This is a genomic window from Vibrio paucivorans, assembly GCF_054053395.1.
This window is the reverse complement of sequence record NZ_CM133230.1, coordinates 2969274-2987808: the sequence shown is the minus strand read 5'-3', so window position 1 is coordinate 2987808 and position 18535 is coordinate 2969274. Positions and strand designations below refer to the sequence as shown.

The window sequence follows — 18535 nt, the reverse complement described above, 5'->3', positions numbered from 1 at the left end:
AAGGGGGCGGAATCTTACAAGATCTTATGGCTAGGTTCTAGCTAAGTATGATCGATTAATCGTCACTATTTACGATTATTTTGCTTTAACTTACACAAGAGATCTTGTCTCTCAATTCTAACCCGGTTTACTATTCCTGTTCTTTTGATTTTTATATAGTCATTTTTAGTAATTTCGAGAATTCAATTCATGAGCACAAAACAATTTACACTAGTCGATGAACAAGCAACGATTGAAATGGGGACAGCACTTGCTGCTATTTGCTCTCAGCAAACCACCATTTATTTGCATGGCGACTTAGGGGCTGGAAAAACGACGTTCAGTCGTGGTTTTGTGCGTGCTCTTGGTCATGCTGGCAATGTCAAAAGCCCAACGTATACCTTGGTAGAACCTTACCAATTGGATAAGTGGCAGGTGTACCACTTCGATCTTTATCGTTTGGCTGATCCAGAAGAACTGGAGTTTATGGGAATTCGTGATTACTTCACACCGGATGCTATTTGCTTAGTTGAGTGGCCAGAAAAAGGCGCTGGGCTTCTGCCGCAACCAGATCTTGATATTGAACTTCGTTACGATGGTGAGCAGCGTGTTGCCTTGCTTGCTGCGAATAATGATTACGGACGTTCATTGCTAAATCAATTGGAGTTAAATTGATCATCAAACCTATACGGGCTGTATTACTTTTTTTCGCCCTTGCTCTTTCTATATTGCCTTCTGTTGTTTCAGCTAATGCGCTGGAAGGGCTTAGGGTTTGGCCTTCACCTGATGAAACTCGAGTGGTGATCGACCTCAGTTCAGAGGCTGACTATAGCTACTTTACGTTGAGTAGCCCAAGTCGTTTAGTTGTCGACCTTAAGCAAACGACTTTGAAAACCAAACTGCCTTTGAATGTGGCGGACAGCCCGGTGCTATCCAAAATTCGTAAAAGCTCGCCTCCAAACAAATCGACTTATCGTTTGGTCTTTGAGCTTAAAACTAAAGTTTCACCACAACTGTTTAAGCTCGCCCCAACGCCTGGTGGTCAGTACGGTCACCGCTTAGTGATCGATTTGCCACACAGTGCGAAGAAATCGACTACTCCTGTTGCCAGCAAGCCTTCTAGCAAAACGCAGGTGAGTAAAGATGCGTCACAGCTACTTGGTACTGCCGATATTATTGTCGCGATTGATGCTGGGCACGGTGGTGAAGACCCAGGCTCTATCGGCCCATCGAAGAAATATGAAAAGCATGCAACCTTAGCGATTTCTAAGAAAATTGCAGCGCACATCAATGCCATTCCGGGTATGAAAGCAGTATTAACGCGTAATGGCGATTACTTTGTGAATTTAAATAAACGCTCAGAGATCGCTCGTCGTAATAAAGCCCACTTATTAATGTCGATACACGCAGATGGATTTCATACACCTCAACCGCGAGGTGGTTCGGTATTCGTGTTGAATACTAAGCGTGCCAATTCTGAAATTGCTCGCTGGGTAGAAAACCATGAGCAACAATCCGAGTTATTAGGTGGAGCGGGGCAGGTGCTGGCCAAAAACACTACTGACCGTAACGTGAGCCAAACATTATTGGACCTGCAGTTTAGCCACTCACAAAAAGAAGGCTATAAGCTCGCGACTAAAATTCTTGGAGAAATGACGCGTGCAGGGGTGAAGCTGCATAAGAAGGAGCCAGTAAACGCGAGCCTTGCAGTACTTAAGTCGCCAGATATTCCATCGGTATTAGTTGAAACAGGGTTCATTACCAACCCAACTGAAGAAAGGCTGCTGTTCCAGCGAAGTCACCAAGATAAGCTGGCACGAGCGTTAACCAAAGCGGTTGTACAATACTTTGAGGCTAACCCTCCAGAAGGGACTCTGTTTGCTAATCGTGGCAAAGTGAAAAAGCACAAGGTCCAGCGCGGAGAGTCACTCTCTGTTATTGCTAAAAAGTACGGCACTTCAACTAGCAAGCTGATGCAAACTAACAACTTAAAAAGTTCGAGCCTAGCGATTGGTCAGGTATTAACGATTCCAGGTGCTGCCTCTGCAGTGTATGTTCCTGTTGCCAAGAACCCTGTTGAAACCAAGACATTGACTCATGTTGTTAAGTCGGGAGAGTACTTAGGTAAGATAGCCAGTAAGTATAAAGTTACGGTGGCGTCGATTAAGCGAGAGAACAACCTTAAATCAGATACGCTCAGGTTAGGTCAGAAACTTAAGATAACCGTTAGCTTGAAAGATCTTCCTGTTAGGAAGCATAAAGTACAGCGAGGGGAATTTTTGGGTAAGATTGCAAATCGATATGGCGTTTCGGTTAATAGCATTCGTCAAGCCAACAAACTTCGTTCAGATGAACTGGCTATTGGCCAAGTCCTGATCATTCCAAACAAGTAGCAATACCCAGTGGCACGACAATGACGATAAAGATCCTTCCAGCTCGTTTAGCCAACCAAATAGCCGCAGGTGAAGTGGTAGAGCGCCCTGCATCGGTGGTTAAAGAGCTGGTCGAGAACAGTTTAGACTCCGGTGCAACTCGAATCGATATTGATATCGAGAAAGGCGGAGCGAAACTGATCCGTATTCGAGATAACGGCAAAGGCATTGTTAAAGAGGAGTTGGGCTTAGCGCTCAGCCGCCATGCGACATCAAAGATCCACACTTTAGATGATCTTGAGGCGATAGTGAGTTTAGGCTTTCGTGGGGAAGCGTTAGCCAGTATTAGCTCAGTAAGCCGTTTGACGATGACTTCACGACCTGCAACTCAGGATCAGGCTTGGTCGGCTTACAGTGAAGGCCGCGAGATGGAAGTGAAGATCCAACCTGCTGCCCACCCTATTGGTACATCAGTCGAAGTATTGGATCTGTTCTTCAATACTCCGGCAAGACGCAAGTTCTTGCGTACAGAGAAAACTGAGTTTACTCATATTGATGAGTTGCTTAAGCGTATTGCATTAAGCCGGTTTGATGTGACGATTAATCTGCGCCATAACGGCAAGATGATTCGTCAGTACAGAGCAGCAAAAAACGAGCTTCAAGCAGAGAAACGAATCGCGGCAGTGTGTGGCAATGCGTTTGTTCGTAATATGTTGAAGATAGAGTTGGATCATCAAGGCCTTAAATTGCATGGCTGGATCTCCACTCCAGAGGGAGCTCGTGCGCAAAGCGATCTTCAATACTGCTATGTGAACGGTCGTATGATGCGCGACAAATTGATCAATCATGCCATTCGGCAAAGTTACGAAACGAGCTTAAGAGCAGATCAATTTGCCACCTATGTATTGTTTATTGAAATTGATCCACACCAAGTAGATGTGAACGTTCATCCGGCGAAGCATGAAGTTCGTTTCCATCAAGCGAGGTTAGTGCATGATTTCATTTATCAAGCGTTGAGCGATGCCCTAGTACAGAGCGCTCATATTGAAACGCCTCAAGTTCCTCAGTCTGCTTTTCATCAAGCGGCAGAGAGCGTTTCACCGGAGTCTAGTGCGCAGCCGTCTACGGCAACGTTTCAACACAGTGATTCTCCAGGACATACTGCTCAGGAAGCGAGTAATCAAGGTCATAGTGCTCAGGTACACCACGGAGAAAGTGGCCGTACTGATGCTTATAACGATGTTGAACAGCGTGTATTTCAAGCGATTGAAAATACCCCTGCATACCCTCGCAAACGAGAAGTAGCAGAGTCCAAGCCTGCTTTTTCGGTTAACGAAACTTCGGCGCGCAGTGAATGGATAGAGACGGCTAAACCAAACAAGCCACTGTCATCTAAGCAGCAAGAAGGATATTCTGCTCCAGCGCCAAGTAAGCAAGAAGTCAGAGCTTACAATGAGCTTATGCAAACGCCTGACTTTGGTTCTGAGCTAACTAGCAAACCTGACAAATCAAGTGGCTCTCAACCAATAGGTACACATGATGAGAAGGTGGAAACCTTAGGCAAAGCGATTGCTGTATCCCATAGCCAATACTTAGTCATGGGGTCAAAGCATGGCGTGGCACTGGTATCACTCGCTAAAGCGGAGTGGCTGAGAACTCGCGGGCAGTTAGAAACAGGTATAGAAGCGCTAAAGTCCCAACCTTTATTGGTTCCGCTCTCCTTGAAGTTAACCACTGATGAGGTGACCCTCATCGAGCAAGCCAGTGAGTTGTTCGGGTTATTTGGGATTGAATTTAAGGCGAGAAATACCTCAACGGTAATGGTTATGGGGGTCCCACAACCTTTGCGACAACAAAACTTGCAAAAGCTGATCCCAGATCTGTTATCTTACGTCGCTTCGTTTGATGATGGTCAGGAAGCAAGCCAGAAGAACGCGCGTTTGTTGGCGGATTGGCTTGCGCAAAACATCACTCAAGTGAAAAGTGACTACACTTTATCCGAAGGAATTCAAATTATTGCGGAACTAGAACAGCTTTGGCACGGTCAACTACCTTTAGATGATCCTAGCTTTGTTCGTCCTGTTAATTTTGAAGCGACCATAGCGGCACTAATGCCATAAACATATAAGTAAACATGAACAAAACACTCCCTTTAGCTCTATTTTTAATGGGGCCAACAGCGTCAGGAAAAACTGATTTGGCTATTCGACTGCGCCAAAAATTTCCTGTAGAGATCATCAGTGTGGATTCTGCCCTGATTTACAAAGGGATGGATATCGGAACAGCAAAACCTGATGAGAAAGAGTTGGAGCTTGCTCCACATCAGTTGATTGACATTCTCGACCCGAGTGAAGCCTATTCAGCAGCAGATTTTCGTCGGGATGCACTTGAAGCAATGAACAACATTGTTGCACAGGGCAAGATCCCCCTACTAGTGGGGGGGACGATGCTGTATTACAAAGCGTTGCTAGAAGGGTTGTCTCCGCTTCCGGCTGCAGATGTAGCTATTCGTCAGCAAATTGAGCAAGAAGCTGCCGAGTTAGGTTGGGGAGCATTACACGATCAACTGAAGGAAATAGATCCTGTTTCAGGCGCAAGAATTCACCCTAATGATCCACAAAGATTATCAAGGGCATTGGAAGTTTATCGAATTTCGGGTAAAACTCTTACTGAGCTGACTGAAACCAAAGGTGAAAGCCTGCCGTTTCGTGTAAAACAGTTTGCAATAGCTCCCAAGGAAAGGGCTGAGCTCCATCGTCGAATTGAACTGCGTTTTGACAAAATGATCGAAGCGGGATTTGAAGAAGAAATGAAGGCGTTGTACGCCAGAAAGGATCTTCACCCTGATTTACCGTCTATTCGTTGTGTCGGGTATCGACAGATGTGGGACTATTTGGATGGGAACTGTACATTGGACGAAGCGATTTTTCGTGGAGTTTGTGCGACCCGTCAATTGGCCAAGCGTCAGATCACCTGGTTACGCAGCTGGGATGATTTAACTTGGTTAGATAGTGAAAACATTGAACAAGCGCTAGAAACTGTATCGAATGCAATAGCATCTGATTAAGTTAGCTGTGTATAATGTGATCGCTTTTGCGTGCATGTGCCCTGTGAAGGATTCGTTACTTGAAAAATGTTGGTATTGCCTTCATTAAAGAGTAACAACGGGGTGATTATTATTCGTTTAGCTCAGATGCAAAGGCTGCACCAAAATATTTGCACTAAACCACTAGCTAAATAATTACAACAAAATACAAATAAGGAAAATAAAAATGGCTAAGGGGCAATCTCTACAAGACCCATTCTTAAATGCACTTCGTCGCGAGCGCATTCCAGTATCTATTTACTTGGTTAACGGTATTAAACTTCAGGGTCAGATCGAGTCGTTCGATCAATTTGTGATCCTACTTAAGAACACAGTAAATCAAATGGTATACAAGCACGCGATCTCAACAGTCGTGCCTGCTCGTGCTGTTAGCCACCACAGCGGCGATCGCCCTCAAGCAGATCGTCCACAAGAGAAATCTGAAGATTAATTCTCTACTACCAATCATCATAAGGAGTTGGTTGCTTGTTTGACCGTTATGAAGCCGGTGAGCGAGCCGTACTTGTTCATATCAACTTCACGCAAGAGGGTGAGTGGGAAGACTTAAGCGAATTTGAAATGCTTGTGTCTTCTGCAGGAGTGTCGTCACTGCAAGTGATTACTGGCAGTCGTCAGTCTCCTCACCCTAAATACTATGTTGGAGAAGGTAAAGCTCAGGAAATTGCACAAGCTGTTCAGTTAGCGGGTGCAGATATAGTGATCTTTAATCATGCTCTTTCCCCTGCCCAAGAACGTAACCTAGAAGCTCTGTGTAAATGCCGAGTATTAGATCGTACCGGTTTGATACTGGATATATTTGCTCAGCGTGCTCGAACGCACGAAGGTAAATTACAGGTCGAGCTTGCTCAACTACGCCATATATCCACCCGCCTTATTCGCGGTTGGACTCACCTAGAGAGGCAGAAAGGCGGTATTGGTTTACGTGGACCAGGTGAAACACAGTTAGAGACGGATCGACGTCTACTGCGTGATCGTATTAAAGCTATCTTGCGTCGACTTGAAAAAGTGGCCAAGCAGCGAGAGCAAGGTCGTCGTGCTCGAAACCGAGCTGAAATACCGACAGTATCATTAGTCGGTTATACCAATGCGGGAAAATCGACATTATTTAACCGTATTACTGAAGCTGGCGTGTATGCCGCCGATCAATTATTTGCGACACTGGATCCTACTTTACGTAAGATCGAACTTGCGGATGTTGGACCGGCAATTTTGGCAGATACGGTGGGCTTCATTCGTCACTTGCCACATGACTTAGTGGCTGCATTTAAAGCAACGTTACAAGAAACTCAGGAAGCTGACATTTTGTTACATGTTGTTGATGCGAGTGATGACCGTTTTCGTGAGAACATTCAAGCTGTTCATGACGTGCTAGAAGAGATCGATGCGCACGAAGTGCCGACGCTCGTCATCATGAACAAGATTGATAATCTAGAAGACCAGAAACCCCGAATTGAGCGAGACGAAGAAGGCGTGCCGCGAGCTGTGTGGGTTTCAGCAATGGAAGGTTTGGGTATTGAACTGCTTTTTGAAGCATTGACGGAACGTCTTGCGAGTCAGATGGTTCAGTACCGACTGCGTATACCTCCCCTGCATCAAGGGCGCATACGTAGCACATTCTTCAAAATGAAATGTATTCAACGAGAAGAATATGACCAGGAAGGTAACCTGTTGATCGATGTTCGAATGCAACAGGTAGATTGGTCTAGACTTGAAAAAAGAGAAGAGGCAGTTTTATGTGACTTTATAGTTACTTAAAGGACTGCTACAGTATAACGTCATATCTAATGATGGAGCTTTCTAATGGCGTGGAATGAGCCTGGTAACAACAACGGCAACAATGGCCGCGATAATGACCCTTGGGGTAATAATAATCGTGGTAACAAAGGTGGCCGTGATCAAGGGCCGCCAGATTTAGACGAAGTATTTAACAAACTGAGTCAAAAGCTGGGTGGCAAGTTTGGTAATAAGGGTGGCAAAGGCCCATCTATTGGCAATGGTGGGGCACTAGGATTTGGTGTCATCGCAGCGATTGCCGTAGCAATTTGGTTCTTTGCAGGCTTCTATACCATTGGTGAAACAGAACGTGGTGTGGTTACTCGTTTAGGTAAGTTTGATCGCATCGTCGATCCAGGCCTGAACTGGCGCCCTCGTTTTATCGATGAGTACGAACCGGTTAATGTTCAATCTATCCGTTCATTGCGTGCATCTGGTCTAATGCTGACTAAAGATGAAAACGTAGTAACAGTTGGTATGGACGTTCAATACCGTGTTGCTGACCCATACAAATACTTGTACCGAGTAACAAATGCTGACGATAGCTTACGTCAAGCGACTGACTCTGCACTACGTGCTGTGATTGGTGACTCCCTAATGGATAGCATCCTAACAAGTGGTCGTCAGCAAATCCGCCAAAGCACACAAGAAACGCTAAATCAAATTATCGATGGCTATGATATGGGCTTAGTGATTGTGGATGTGAACTTCCAATCAGCGCGTCCACCAGAGCAAGTGAAAGATGCATTTGATGATGCAATCGCGGCGCGAGAAGATGAAGAGCGTTTTGAACGTGAAGCTGAAGCTTACCGTAACGATATTCTACCGAAAGCGACGGGTCGTGCTGAACGTTTGAAGAAAGAAGCACTTGGTTACTCTGAGCGCGTAGTGAACGAAGCATTTGGTCAAGTCGCTCAGTTTGAAAAGCTGCTACCTGAATATCAAGCGGCTCCAGAGGTTACTCGTAACCGTCTATACCTAGACACAATGGAGCAGGTTTACTCAAGTACGTCGAAAGTGTTGATTGATTCTGAATCGAGCGGCAACCTACTTTACTTGCCAATCGATAAGCTAGCAGGTCAGGAAGGTAAAACTCAGACTAAACGTAGCACTAAGTCTTCATCAGCATACGACAAAATTGAACTTGAGTCGCAAGGCACTGAGACAAGCAATGATTCACAATCTCGTTCTACTGGTTCACGTCAAGGGAGATATTAAGAATGCGTAAGTTAATGATCCCTGTATTGGCAGTAACGATTGTACTATTGCTAATGTCGGTATTCGTGATTCAAGAAGGCGAGCGCGGTATGGTAATCCGATTCGGCCGTGTTCTTGATGACAATGGTGTGTCGAAGATTTATGAGCCTGGCTTGCACTTCAAAATGCCTTTGTTTGACCGTGTGAAGACACTTGATGCACGTATCCAAACGATGGATGGACGTTCTGACCGCTTCGTAACGTCAGAGAAAAAAGACGTTATCATCGATACCTATGTAAAGTGGCGTATCTCTGATTTCGGGCGTTTCTACCTAACTACTGGTGGCGGTAACGTACTAACAGCTGAAGCGCTTCTTGAGCGTAAGGTAACAGACGTACTTCGTTCTGAAATCGGTGCACGTGAAATCAAACAGATTGTATCGGGCCCTCGTAATAGAGATGTATTACCAGAGAGCATCGACAGTGAAGAAGTCGCGACTGAAGCTGCGAAAGAAGCACTAGAGATTGATGGTGAGCGCGACAAGATCATGGAAAATGTTCTTGCGGGCACAACAGATAGTGCACTGGAAGATTTAGGTGTGGAAATTGTCGACTTCCGTATGAAGAAGATTAACCTGCCAGATGAAATCAGTGAGTCTATCTACCGTCGTATGCGTGCAGAGCGTGAATCTGTAGCGCGTAAGCACCGCTCTCAAGGTCGTGAGCGTGCGGAAGTTATCCGTGCACAAGCTGAACTTGAAGTCGCAACCGTCCTTGCTGAAGCTGACAAAACAGCTCGTGTAACACGAGGTGAAGCAGACGCTAAAGCAGCGAAGATTTACTCTGATGCCTACAACAAAGATCCTGAGTTCTTTAGCTTCATGCGTTCTTTGAAAGCCTATGAGAAATCGTTCAGTGAGAAGAGTGATATCCTAGTATTGGATCCGAAGAGTGACTTCTTCCAGTACATGAATAACGCTTCTGGCGCAGCTGCAAAATAATCTCAGCACTAGTAACAATAAAGGCCCCTAATCTTAGGGGCCTTTATTTTTTGATTAAATATATAGAGGTAATAATGTCGAACTCAATTTGGCTAGCGATCGGCTTAGTGTTGATTGTTGAAGGGCTAGGGCCTTTGATTGCGCCTAATGGCTGGCGAAACATGGTCGCTCAGTTGAGTGAGTTACCGGATAATCTATTGCGTCGAGTTGGTGGTTGCTTGGTCGTTGCGGGAGCTGTGATTGCCTATATCTTTGGTTAGGCAATCACCTGAGAACTCGATTAATAATGAGGTGGCGGTGTTTCTTCAGATGGATCGGCCAAGTTTGAAGTATCCATGTTTTTAATCTTACCCGCGACGTACTTCATTTGGTCTTGCATTTTACCTATCAGCAATTGTTGCTCACTCAGCGCACTGTTGAGCTCATCAATAGTCTGTTCTTGGAAAGCCAGTTGACACTCTAGGTCGTTAATTCGGTTTTCAAGAGCTTGAATTGTCTTTTCAGTCATTTAATTTCCACGCCTGTGCAATACCAGCGGATGTGCCAGAGATAACACGTTGCTGGTGGTCGAATGCTGCATCATACACTACCGCACGCGGTGGGCGAGCATCTTTTAATGGTTCGGCTTCAAAGCCCTCTATTCGTTTGCCTGTTTGGGTCTCCCAAACATGGATACGGCTGGAAGGAGTACCAGTAACTAAGTACTGGCCATCATCTGAAAAGCGGGCGCTGGAGAAGATCAGCTGTCGAGATAAGCTCTTAAGCTGGCTAATCTGTTCTCCTGTCTTTAAGTCCCAGATGATTGCCTGATTACCGCCGTCGGATGTAAACGCATATAAGCCATCTCTTTGTAGTGCGACTCGATTGATACGCTGTTCATGTTCAAAGGTGCGTATTATCAGCCCTGTTTCGGTGTCCCATAGATAGGCTGTGTAGTCGTTGCCTCCTGACAGCGCGTATTTTCCATTTGGGGAAAGAGCGACAGAATTGACTTTTTCTTGGTGTGCAAGGAACTCAAGTCGTCGTCCGGTGACTAAGTTTACGTAAATTGCTTTGCCATTGGATAAGCCGAGTATGACTTGCTCTCCATTGCTGGAGATATCGACGTCTCGAATCAACCCGTCAGAGATAGACCAAAGCCCTTCAGCTTGAGTCCAAGACAGATCCCAGACCGCAAAGTTGATTTGGCTGGCAGTGATGGCATAGCGGCCATTATCTGATATTCGGATTCTTGATACGGTATTGGCTTGCTGGTCTTGTTCACCAAGTTTCGCGAGTAGTTGGTTCTGGGCTAGGTCCCACAGAACAAGGTGCTGGGACTTAGAATAAATTAACGCAAAGCGAGCGTCTCTGCTGAGCGCAAAGCTAGTTGTTCCTTTTGGTTCTAACTCCCAACGTTGGTCATCGTTACTGGAGAAAAAGCATCCATTTAACGTAACGATGACAAATAACAATGCAATTGCATGAAAAATATTTCGCATCAAGTCTAATTATCCGCTTGGTGTTTAAAGACAATCTGTAAACATATAGCTATATTGGTACAACTGAGTCGTACGTACCAGTCATAAAAATGATATTTATGTATAACGACAGAAGGTTAGCCTACAAATTGGAGAATAAAATGAAATCGATGTTTAAAGTGTCACTGCTTGCGGCAACAGTATTGTTAGCAGTCGGCTGTCAAAAAGAAGAAGAGCCAAAAGCCGAAGTGGCACCAGCAGCTGAACAAACTCAAGCTGAAACAGGTAAAACGGTTCATTTTAAATCGGACGATGACAAAGCAGCATATGCAATTGGTGTATCGTTTGCTAATTACCTAAGCACTAGCATTGAAAAGCCAAGCGAAATTGGCATCGATCTAAACAAAGATTTGGTTCTTAAAGGTATCGAGCATGTATTTGCTGGTAACCCAGAGCTGAATGAAGAAGAAACTCGTGCTGCACTAGAAGCGCTGGACAAGCGTGTTGCTGAAACAATGCAAGCGCAAGCTGCTGAAAAAGCGGCTGAAGCGAAAAAGGCAGGTGATGATTACCGCGCCGATTTTGAAAAACAAGAAGGCGTAAACAAAACTGAAACTGGTCTACTTTATCAAGTAATGACTCCAGCAGAAGGTGAGCAGCCTAAAGATACTGATACTGTTCAAGTACATTACAAAGGTACTCTAATCGACGGTACTCAGTTTGACAGTTCTTACGATCGTGGTGAGCCGGCTACTTTCCCTCTAAACCGCGTTATTCCGGGTTGGACTGAAGGTGTTCAGCTAATGCCAGTGGGTTCTAAGTTCAAGTTTGTTATCCCACCAGAGCTAGCTTACGGCGAGCAAGACACTCCAACAATTCCAGCAAACTCGACACTAGTATTCGAAGTTGAACTGCTTAAAATTGATAACGGAACAGAAACGGCTACGCAATAATCGCAGCTAAAAGTTTCATCAATTTCAAAGGCCTGACTCTGTCAGGCCTTTTTTGTTATCGTGATGTTTGTCTTGATAACTTGTTTTATATCACTAGAACGTCACTTAGCTTGATCTTCAATTCAAAATTTCTGATAAACTTACACCAATTTGTTGATTTTTCGCTCTAAGGCTAGATAAAAGTGACAACTACAGAAACAATAAATGCAGACATGTTGCTCGAAATGGAATCTGTCAATGTGATGCCATTTAGCGAGCACGATAAAATTATTCTTAAATCTTACGAAGCCGTGGTTGATGGCATTGCTAGCCTCATCGGTCCGTTTTGTGAGATTGTTCTTCACTCGCTTGAAGATCTCAATACATCGGCGATTAAAATTGCTAACGGTGAAAACACTGGCCGTCAGGTTGGTTCTCCAATTACAGACTTAGCGCTTAAGATGTTGAAAGACATCGAAGGCTCTGAGCGTAACTTCTCGCGTTCGTACTTTACCCGCGCAAAAGGCGGCGTATTAATGAAGTCGATCACCGTTGCTATTCGTAACGGCGAAAACCGCGTGATTGGTCTGCTTTGTATCAACGTCAACCTTGATGCGCCTTTCTCTCAAGTGCTGCAATCGTTCATGCCAACGCAAGAAGCGAAAGAAGCGGCGTCTTCTGTTAACTTCGCAAGCGATGTTGAAGAACTCGTAGACCAAACGGTTGAGCGCACGATCGAAGAGATCAACGCCGACAAATCTGTGTCCAACAATACCAAGAACCGCCAAATCGTGATGGAGCTATACGATAAAGGTATCTTTGATATTAAAGATGCCATCAACCGTGTTGCAGACCGATTGAACATCTCTAAACACACAGTTTATCTCTACATTCGTCAGCGTAAGACCGAGGACGAATAAGCGTGAGCCAGCTAACTTACTCGCTGGTGGTCAATGGCCCTGTCTATGGCAGCCAATCGGCTCGCAGTGCATACCAATTTGCTCAAGCAGTCATCGAAAAAGGACATGTCATCAAGAGCGTGTTTTTTTATCAGGACGGTGTGACCAATGGCACTGCATTGAGTGTGCCAGCAAACGATGAGTTCAACCTCACTAAAGCTTGGCAGTCAATGGCGCAGCAACATGATATACGTCTCGAGACATGCGTTGCCGCAGCTTTACGGCGTGGTATTCTCAGTGAAGACGAAGCAAATCAGCACGGCCTTGCACAGCACAATTTGGCGGCTGGGTTTGAACAGGCTGGGTTGGGGAGTTTAGCTGAAGCTATGTTAACCCAAGATCGAGTAGTGCAGTTTTGAGTCAACTAACTTATCTATTTCGCAGTGCACCACATGGACGCAATTCGGGCCGAGAAGGTGTCGATGCGCTTCTGGCTGCATCAGCATACTGTGAAGATATCACAGTGCTGTTTATTGGCGATGGCGTGTACCAATTGCTATTAGGGCAAGATCCTAGTGGGGTTTTGAGCAAGGACTATGCACCGATGCTCAAACTATTCGATTTGTACGATATAGAGCACGTGTATGTCTGCGCAGAGTCGCTTTCGGAGCGTGGCCTAGCTCAAGCAGATCTGGTCATAGAAGCTGAAGCATTAACTCGACAACAACTGCAAATTAAATTGCAGCAAGCCGGTAAACTACTGTCTTTCTGAGGAAGCTATGTTACATATCATCAAATCCATTTCAGCATTAGACGACATGCTCGCGCTTTATGCTGCAGAAGATGACGTGTTGTTGGTCGAAGATGCCGTCTATGTGGTCAACCCTCAGCATCAAGCCTTTAATCGTGTTAAAGGGCTGTCTTTGTTTGCTCTACAGAGTGACTTAGAAGCAAGAGGTATCGCTAATCGAGTGAGCCCGTCGGTATCTGTCGTCAGCTATGCTGGCTTTGTCGATTTAACAGCAAAACAACACAACTCACTGACTTGGGATTAACCTACTTTTCCTGCCAATGTGGCTTTACGGACTAATTGCTCTTATTGAACAAAAAAGATCCGTATATTTCTTGACACACCTCTCACTGCTGCATAGAATTTTGCGTCCCTAACTGCAATGGCGGTTTGGGATAGATTTTTCACAAAGCTTACTTTTAAGTAAATTTCAGGAGCTAGTTAATGGCAACTATTAACCAGTTGGTACGTAAGCCTCGTGCAAAGCAAGTTGTTAAAAGCAACGTGCCTGCACTAGAAGCGTGTCCACAAAAACGTGGTGTATGTACTCGTGTTTACACTACTACACCTATAAAACCTAACTCGGCACTACGTAAAGTATGTCGTGTACGTCTAACTAACGGTTTCGAAGTAACTTCGTACATCGGCGGTGAAGGTCACAACCTTCAAGAGCACAGTGTTGTTCTAATCCGTGGCGGTCGTGTAAAAGACCTTCCGGGTGTTCGTTACCACACAGTTCGCGGCGCACTAGACTGTGCTGGCGTTAACGACCGTAAGCAAGGTCGTTCTAAGTACGGTGTTAAGCGTCCAAAATCTTAATGGTATCCGTTAAGTAAGGCCAAACACTAAATTAATTTTAATTTTTGAAGAAACTGAAAAGTTTTGGATAACCTGAAGAAGACAACGGAGAAAATCCATGCCACGTCGTCGCGTCATCGGTCAGCGTAAGATCCTTCCAGATCCTAAATTCAAATCTGAATTGCTGGCAAAATTCGTTAACATCCTAATGGTTGACGGTAAAAAATCTACTGCAGAGAAAATTGTTTACACTGCACTAGACACTATGGCTGAGAAATCTGGTAAAGATCACTTAGCAGTATTCGAAGAAGCTCTTGAAAATGTTCGCCCAGCGGTAGAGGTTAAATCTCGCCGTGTAGGTGGTTCAACTTACCAAGTACCTGTAGAAGTACGTCCGGTTCGCCGTAACGCACTTGCTATGCGTTGGGTAGTTGAAGCTGCGCGTAAGCGTGGTGAAAAATCTATGGCTCAACGCCTAGCTGCTGAAATGCTAGATGCGTCTGAGAACAAAGGTACTGCGGTTAAGAAACGTGAAGACGTTCACCGCATGGCTGACGCTAACAAAGCGTTCGCACATTACCGCTGGTAATACCTTTATAGTGCTGCAAGGTTCCTTGCAGCACTTCTTTAGTTCCTATGCGTATGCTAGGAACTATTGCTATTTCTAGAGGGGGGCTTTTTTAGCAACCAGTCTGGGTATAGCAATAGTCCCTAAGTCTCTAAGTAAAGAGGATTCAACCGTGGCTCGTAAAACTCCTATTGAGCGCTACCGTAATATCGGTATTGTTGCTCACGTAGATGCAGGTAAAACAACCACAAGTGAACGTATTCTGTTCTATACCGGTCTCTCTCATAAAATCGGCGAAGTTCACGATGGTGCAGCAACCATGGACTGGATGGAGCAAGAGCAAGAACGTGGTATCACAATCACTTCAGCAGCAACTACTACGTTTTGGCGTGGTATGGAAGCGCAATTCCCAGATCACCGTATCAACATTATCGACACTCCTGGACACGTAGACTTTACTATCGAAGTAGAACGCTCTTTGCGTGTTCTTGATGGTGCAGTGGTTGTGTTCTGTGGCTCATCAGGTGTTGAACCTCAATCAGAGACAGTATGGCGTCAAGCTGATAAGTACCACGTCCCACGTATGGTTTTCGTTAACAAAATGGACCGTACAGGCGCAGACTTCCTGCGTGTCATTGAACAGATTAAGGATCGCTTAGGTGCGACACCTGTTCCTATTCAATTGAACATTGGTGCTGAAGAAAACTTCCAAGGCGTTGTCGATCTCATCAAGATGAAGGCAATTAACTGGAACGAAGCTGATCAAGGCATGACGTTCACATACGAAGATATCCCAGCAGACATGCAAGAAATGGCTGAGGAATATCGTACAGAGCTTATTGAAGCAGCGGCGGAAGCCTCTGAAGAGCTAATGGACAAATACCTCGAAGAAGGTGAATTGTCTGAAGCAGAGATCAAACAAGGCCTTCGTACTCGTACCCTTAATAACGAAATTGTACTTGCTACCTGTGGTAGTGCGTTCAAAAACAAAGGTGTACAAGCAGTTCTTGACGCAGTAGTCGATTTCCTTCCGTCTCCGGTTGATGTTCCTGCAATTAAAGGTATCGACGAAGATGAGAACGAAGTAGAGCGTCATGCTGACGACAACGAACCGTTTTCTGCACTTGCATTTAAGATCGCAACTGACCCATTCGTTGGTACTTTAACCTTTATCCGTGTTTATTCAGGTGTGGTTGAGAGTGGAAAAACCGCTTACAACTCGGTGAAGAAGCAACGTGAACGCCTAGGGCGCATTGTTCAAATGCACTCAAATAAGCGTGAAGAAGTCAAAGAAGTACGAGCTGGTGATATCGCAGCCATAATTGGCTTAAAAGAAGTGACTACCGGTGAAACCCTATGTGATCAGAACCATAAGATTGTTCTTGAGCGCATGGAGTTCCCAGATCCAGTTATCCAGATCGTTGTAGAGCCAAGCTCGCAAGCCGATCAAGATAAAATGGCGATTGCGCTGGCGAAGTTGGCTGCAGAAGATCCGTCTTTCCGTGTGGAAACCGACGATGAAACAGGGCAAGTACTGATTTCTGGCATGGGTGAGCTTCACCTAGACATCATTGTCGACCGTTTAAAGCGTGAATTCAGCGTGGCTTGTAATGTGGGTAACCCGCAAGTGGCTTATCGTGAAACGATTCGCGGTTCAGCGAAAGCTGAAGGTAAGTTTATCCGTGAACATGGTGGTAAAGGTCAATACGGTCACGTATGGCTGAAACTAGAGCCATCAGAAGTTGGCGAAGGCTTTGTCTTCGTGAATGAAATTGATGATGGAACTGTACCAAAAGAGTTTATTGCATCAGTCGCGAAAGGCGTTGAAGAGCAAATGAACAATGGTGTGCTTGCTGGCTATCCTGTTCTGGATATCAAAGCTACACTATATGACGGTTCTTACCACGAAACAGATTCAAGTGAGATGGCGTTTACAATCGCTGCCTCTATGGCTTTCAGATCTGGTGCACTTGAAGCGCAACCGGTTCTGCTTGAGCCTATGATGAAAGTTGAAGTAACAACTCCAGAAGACTGGATGGGTGATGTTGTTGGCGATATTAACCGTCGTCGCGGCATCATTGAAGGTATGGACGAGGGGACAGCTGGCCTGAAGATAATTCGTGCACAAGTTCCGTTGTCTGTCATGTTCGGTTACTCAACTGATTTACGTTCTGCGACACAAGGCCGTGCTTCTTACTCTATGGAGTTTAGTGAGTACGCTGAAGTGCCTAACAATGTTGCAAAAGCTATCATTGCAGAGCGTGGTTAATACCCGGATGGGCTAACTGCTAAATAATCGATATTTTTTGGCAGAACGGCTCGACCAAATATTGCGCTAACGCGAGTTGGCGCATAAAATAGCAAATTCTGGCGCGTCTCGATCAATAATGATCGTGGCGAATCATAACTAGGAAGGAACACGATCGTGTCTAAAGAAAAATTTGAACGTACGAAACCGCACGTAAACGTTGGTACTATCGGCCACGTTGACCACGGTAAAACAACTCTAACTGCTGCAATCTGTACTACTCTAGCTAAAGTGTACGGCGGTGAAGCGAAAGACTTCGCATCTATCGATAACGCTCCAGAAGAGCGTGAGCGCGGTATCACAATCGCAACTTCTCACGTTGAGTACGACACTCCAACTCGTCACTACGCACACGTAGACTGTCCAGGACACGCGGATTATGTTAAGAACATGATCACAGGTGCTGCACAGATGGACGGTGGTATCCTAGTTGTAGCTGCGACAGATGGCCCAATGCCACAAACTCGTGAGCACATCCTACTAGGCCGTCAGGTTGGTATCCCATACATCATCGTATTCATGAACAAATGTGACATGGTTGACGATGAAGAGCTACTAGAACTAGTAGAAATGGAAGTTCGTGAACTTCTTTCTGAGTACGAATTCCCAGGTGATGACCTACCAGTAATCCAAGGTTCAGCTCTTGGCGCACTAAACGGCGAGAAGCAATGGGAAGACAAGATCGTTGAGCTTGCAGAAGCACTAGATTCTTACATTCCAGAGCCAGAGCGTGCAGTAGACCAACCGTTCCTACTACCGATTGAAGACGTATTCTCAATCCAAGGTCGTGGTACAGTTGTAACTGGTCGTATCGAGCGTGGTATCCTAACAGTAGGTGACGAAGTAGAAATCGTAGGTATCAAAGATACTACAGTAACTACTTGTACTGGTGTTGAGATGTTCCGTAAGCTTCTAGACGAAGGTCGTGCGGGTGAGAACGTTGGTGCACTTCTACGTGGTACTAAGCGTGACGAAGTAGAGCGTGGTCAAGTATTAGCGGCTCCTAAGTCAATCAACCCACACACTAAGTTTGAGTCAGAAGTATACGTACTTTCTAAAGACGAAGGCGGCCGTCACACTCCATTCTTCAAGGGCTACCGTCCACAGTTCTACTTCCGTACAACGGACGTAACTGGTGACATCACTCTTCCAGAAGGCGTAGAAATGGTAATGCCAGGCGACAACGTTCAAATGACTGTTGAACTAATCGCTCCAATCGCAATGGACGAAGGTCTACGTTTCGCTATCCGTGAAGGTGGCCGTACAGTAGGTGCTGGTGTTGTTGCTAAGATCTTCGATTAATTCTTAGGAATTAATTCGAGATTGCGGTAATCGCATTAAAAAGGGAGGCT

20 protein-coding genes are annotated in these 18535 nt (G+C 45.3%); 18 read left to right on the top strand and 2 right to left on the bottom strand.

Annotation, left to right across the window (positions count from 1 at the left end; all coding sequences use genetic code 11):
• The first annotated feature begins 189 nt into the window (after positions 1 to 189).
• The 9 genes from tsaE (at position 190) to ACXABW_RS13520 (ending at position 9688) form a co-directional block, all read left to right on the top strand.
• Positions 190 to 654, top strand: a complete 465-nt coding sequence (gene tsaE, locus ACXABW_RS13560; protein ID WP_252028465.1) for a tRNA (adenosine(37)-N6)-threonylcarbamoyltransferase complex ATPase subunit type 1 TsaE — start codon at positions 190 to 192, stop codon at positions 652 to 654.
• Between the two features lie 11 nt (positions 655 to 665).
• Positions 666 to 2372, top strand: coding sequence for a LysM peptidoglycan-binding domain-containing protein (locus ACXABW_RS13555; RefSeq protein ID WP_457525030.1), 1707 nt, complete (start codon positions 666 to 668; stop codon positions 2370 to 2372).
• 20 nt (positions 2373 to 2392) lie between these two features.
• The gene (mutL, locus tag ACXABW_RS13550; protein ID WP_457523124.1) at positions 2393 to 4471 is read left to right on the top strand and encodes a DNA mismatch repair endonuclease MutL; all 2079 of its coding nucleotides are present in this window, start codon (positions 2393 to 2395) and stop codon (positions 4469 to 4471) included.
• Between the two features lie 14 nt (positions 4472 to 4485).
• Positions 4486 to 5418 carry a tRNA (adenosine(37)-N6)-dimethylallyltransferase MiaA gene (gene miaA / locus ACXABW_RS13545; protein WP_265688342.1) on the top strand — a complete coding sequence of 311 codons (933 nt, stop codon included), beginning with the start codon at positions 4486 to 4488 and terminating at the stop codon, positions 5416 to 5418.
• Between the two features lie 205 nt (positions 5419 to 5623).
• Positions 5624 to 5887 (top strand): RNA chaperone Hfq, encoded by a 264-nt coding sequence (gene hfq / locus ACXABW_RS13540; protein WP_252028460.1) that lies wholly within the window; start codon positions 5624 to 5626, stop codon positions 5885 to 5887.
• 35 nt (positions 5888 to 5922) lie between these two features.
• Positions 5923 to 7212, top strand: a complete 1290-nt coding sequence (hflX, locus tag ACXABW_RS13535) for a ribosome rescue GTPase HflX (protein WP_252028458.1) — start codon at positions 5923 to 5925, stop codon at positions 7210 to 7212.
• Between the two features lie 45 nt (positions 7213 to 7257).
• The gene (hflK, locus tag ACXABW_RS13530; RefSeq protein WP_252028456.1) at positions 7258 to 8448 is read left to right on the top strand and encodes an FtsH protease activity modulator HflK; all 1191 of its coding nucleotides are present in this window, start codon (positions 7258 to 7260) and stop codon (positions 8446 to 8448) included.
• Between the two features lie 2 nt (positions 8449 to 8450).
• Positions 8451 to 9428, top strand: coding sequence for a protease modulator HflC (gene hflC / locus ACXABW_RS13525; protein WP_252028454.1), 978 nt, complete (start codon positions 8451 to 8453; stop codon positions 9426 to 9428).
• A 74-nt stretch (positions 9429 to 9502) separates the two neighbouring features.
• Positions 9503 to 9688, top strand: coding sequence for a DUF2065 domain-containing protein (locus ACXABW_RS13520; RefSeq protein ID WP_252028452.1), 186 nt, complete (start codon positions 9503 to 9505; stop codon positions 9686 to 9688).
• Positions 9689 to 9708: 20 nt separating this feature from the next.
• Here the strand turns inward: ACXABW_RS13520 and ACXABW_RS13515 are convergent, their stop codons facing one another.
• Both ACXABW_RS13515 and ACXABW_RS13510 read right to left on the bottom strand, forming a co-directional pair.
• Positions 9709 to 9936, bottom strand: a complete 228-nt coding sequence (locus ACXABW_RS13515) for a SlyX family protein (RefSeq protein ID WP_252028451.1) — start codon at positions 9934 to 9936, stop codon at positions 9709 to 9711.
• Entirely contained in the window at positions 9929 to 10909 is a 981-nt protein-coding gene (locus ACXABW_RS13510; RefSeq protein ID WP_252028448.1) for a WD40 repeat domain-containing protein, read from the bottom strand. Before ACXABW_RS13510 ends, ACXABW_RS13515 begins: the two co-directional genes overlap by 8 nt.
• Before the next feature lie 140 nt (positions 10910 to 11049).
• Here ACXABW_RS13510 and fkpA point away from each other — a divergent pair, with 140 nt between their 5' ends.
• The 9 genes from fkpA to tuf all read left to right on the top strand — a co-directional run bounded on the left by fkpA (position 11050) and on the right by tuf (position 18485).
• Complete coding sequence (gene fkpA, locus ACXABW_RS13505; protein ID WP_252028446.1) at positions 11050 to 11841, top strand: FKBP-type peptidyl-prolyl cis-trans isomerase; 792 nt, start codon at positions 11050 to 11052, stop codon at positions 11839 to 11841.
• A 182-nt stretch (positions 11842 to 12023) separates the two neighbouring features.
• Entirely contained in the window at positions 12024 to 12740 is a 717-nt protein-coding gene (locus tag ACXABW_RS13500; protein ID WP_252028444.1) for a helix-turn-helix transcriptional regulator, read from the top strand.
• A 2-nt stretch (positions 12741 to 12742) separates the two neighbouring features.
• Positions 12743 to 13138 carry a sulfurtransferase complex subunit TusD gene (gene tusD / locus ACXABW_RS13495; protein WP_265688346.1) on the top strand — a complete coding sequence of 132 codons (396 nt, stop codon included), beginning with the start codon at positions 12743 to 12745 and terminating at the stop codon, positions 13136 to 13138.
• Positions 13135 to 13491 carry a sulfurtransferase complex subunit TusC gene (tusC, locus tag ACXABW_RS13490; protein WP_252028441.1) on the top strand — a complete coding sequence of 119 codons (357 nt, stop codon included), beginning with the start codon at positions 13135 to 13137 and terminating at the stop codon, positions 13489 to 13491. Before tusD ends, tusC begins: the two co-directional genes overlap by 4 nt.
• A 7-nt stretch (positions 13492 to 13498) precedes the next feature.
• Complete coding sequence (gene tusB, locus ACXABW_RS13485; RefSeq protein ID WP_252028439.1) at positions 13499 to 13774, top strand: sulfurtransferase complex subunit TusB; 276 nt, start codon at positions 13499 to 13501, stop codon at positions 13772 to 13774.
• A 179-nt stretch (positions 13775 to 13953) separates the two neighbouring features.
• Complete coding sequence (rpsL, locus tag ACXABW_RS13480; RefSeq protein WP_457523121.1) at positions 13954 to 14328, top strand: 30S ribosomal protein S12; 375 nt, start codon at positions 13954 to 13956, stop codon at positions 14326 to 14328.
• Between the two features lie 97 nt (positions 14329 to 14425).
• On the top strand, positions 14426 to 14896 hold the full coding sequence (gene rpsG / locus ACXABW_RS13475; RefSeq protein WP_047044141.1) for a 30S ribosomal protein S7: 471 nt from the start codon (positions 14426 to 14428) through the stop codon (positions 14894 to 14896).
• A gap of 151 nt (positions 14897 to 15047) precedes the next feature.
• Positions 15048 to 17144, top strand: coding sequence for an elongation factor G (gene fusA / locus ACXABW_RS13470; protein WP_252028437.1), 2097 nt, complete (start codon positions 15048 to 15050; stop codon positions 17142 to 17144).
• Between the two features lie 156 nt (positions 17145 to 17300).
• On the top strand, positions 17301 to 18485 hold the full coding sequence (gene tuf / locus ACXABW_RS13465; RefSeq protein ID WP_252028435.1) for an elongation factor Tu: 1185 nt from the start codon (positions 17301 to 17303) through the stop codon (positions 18483 to 18485).
• Positions 18486 to 18535: the final 50 nt, after the last annotated feature.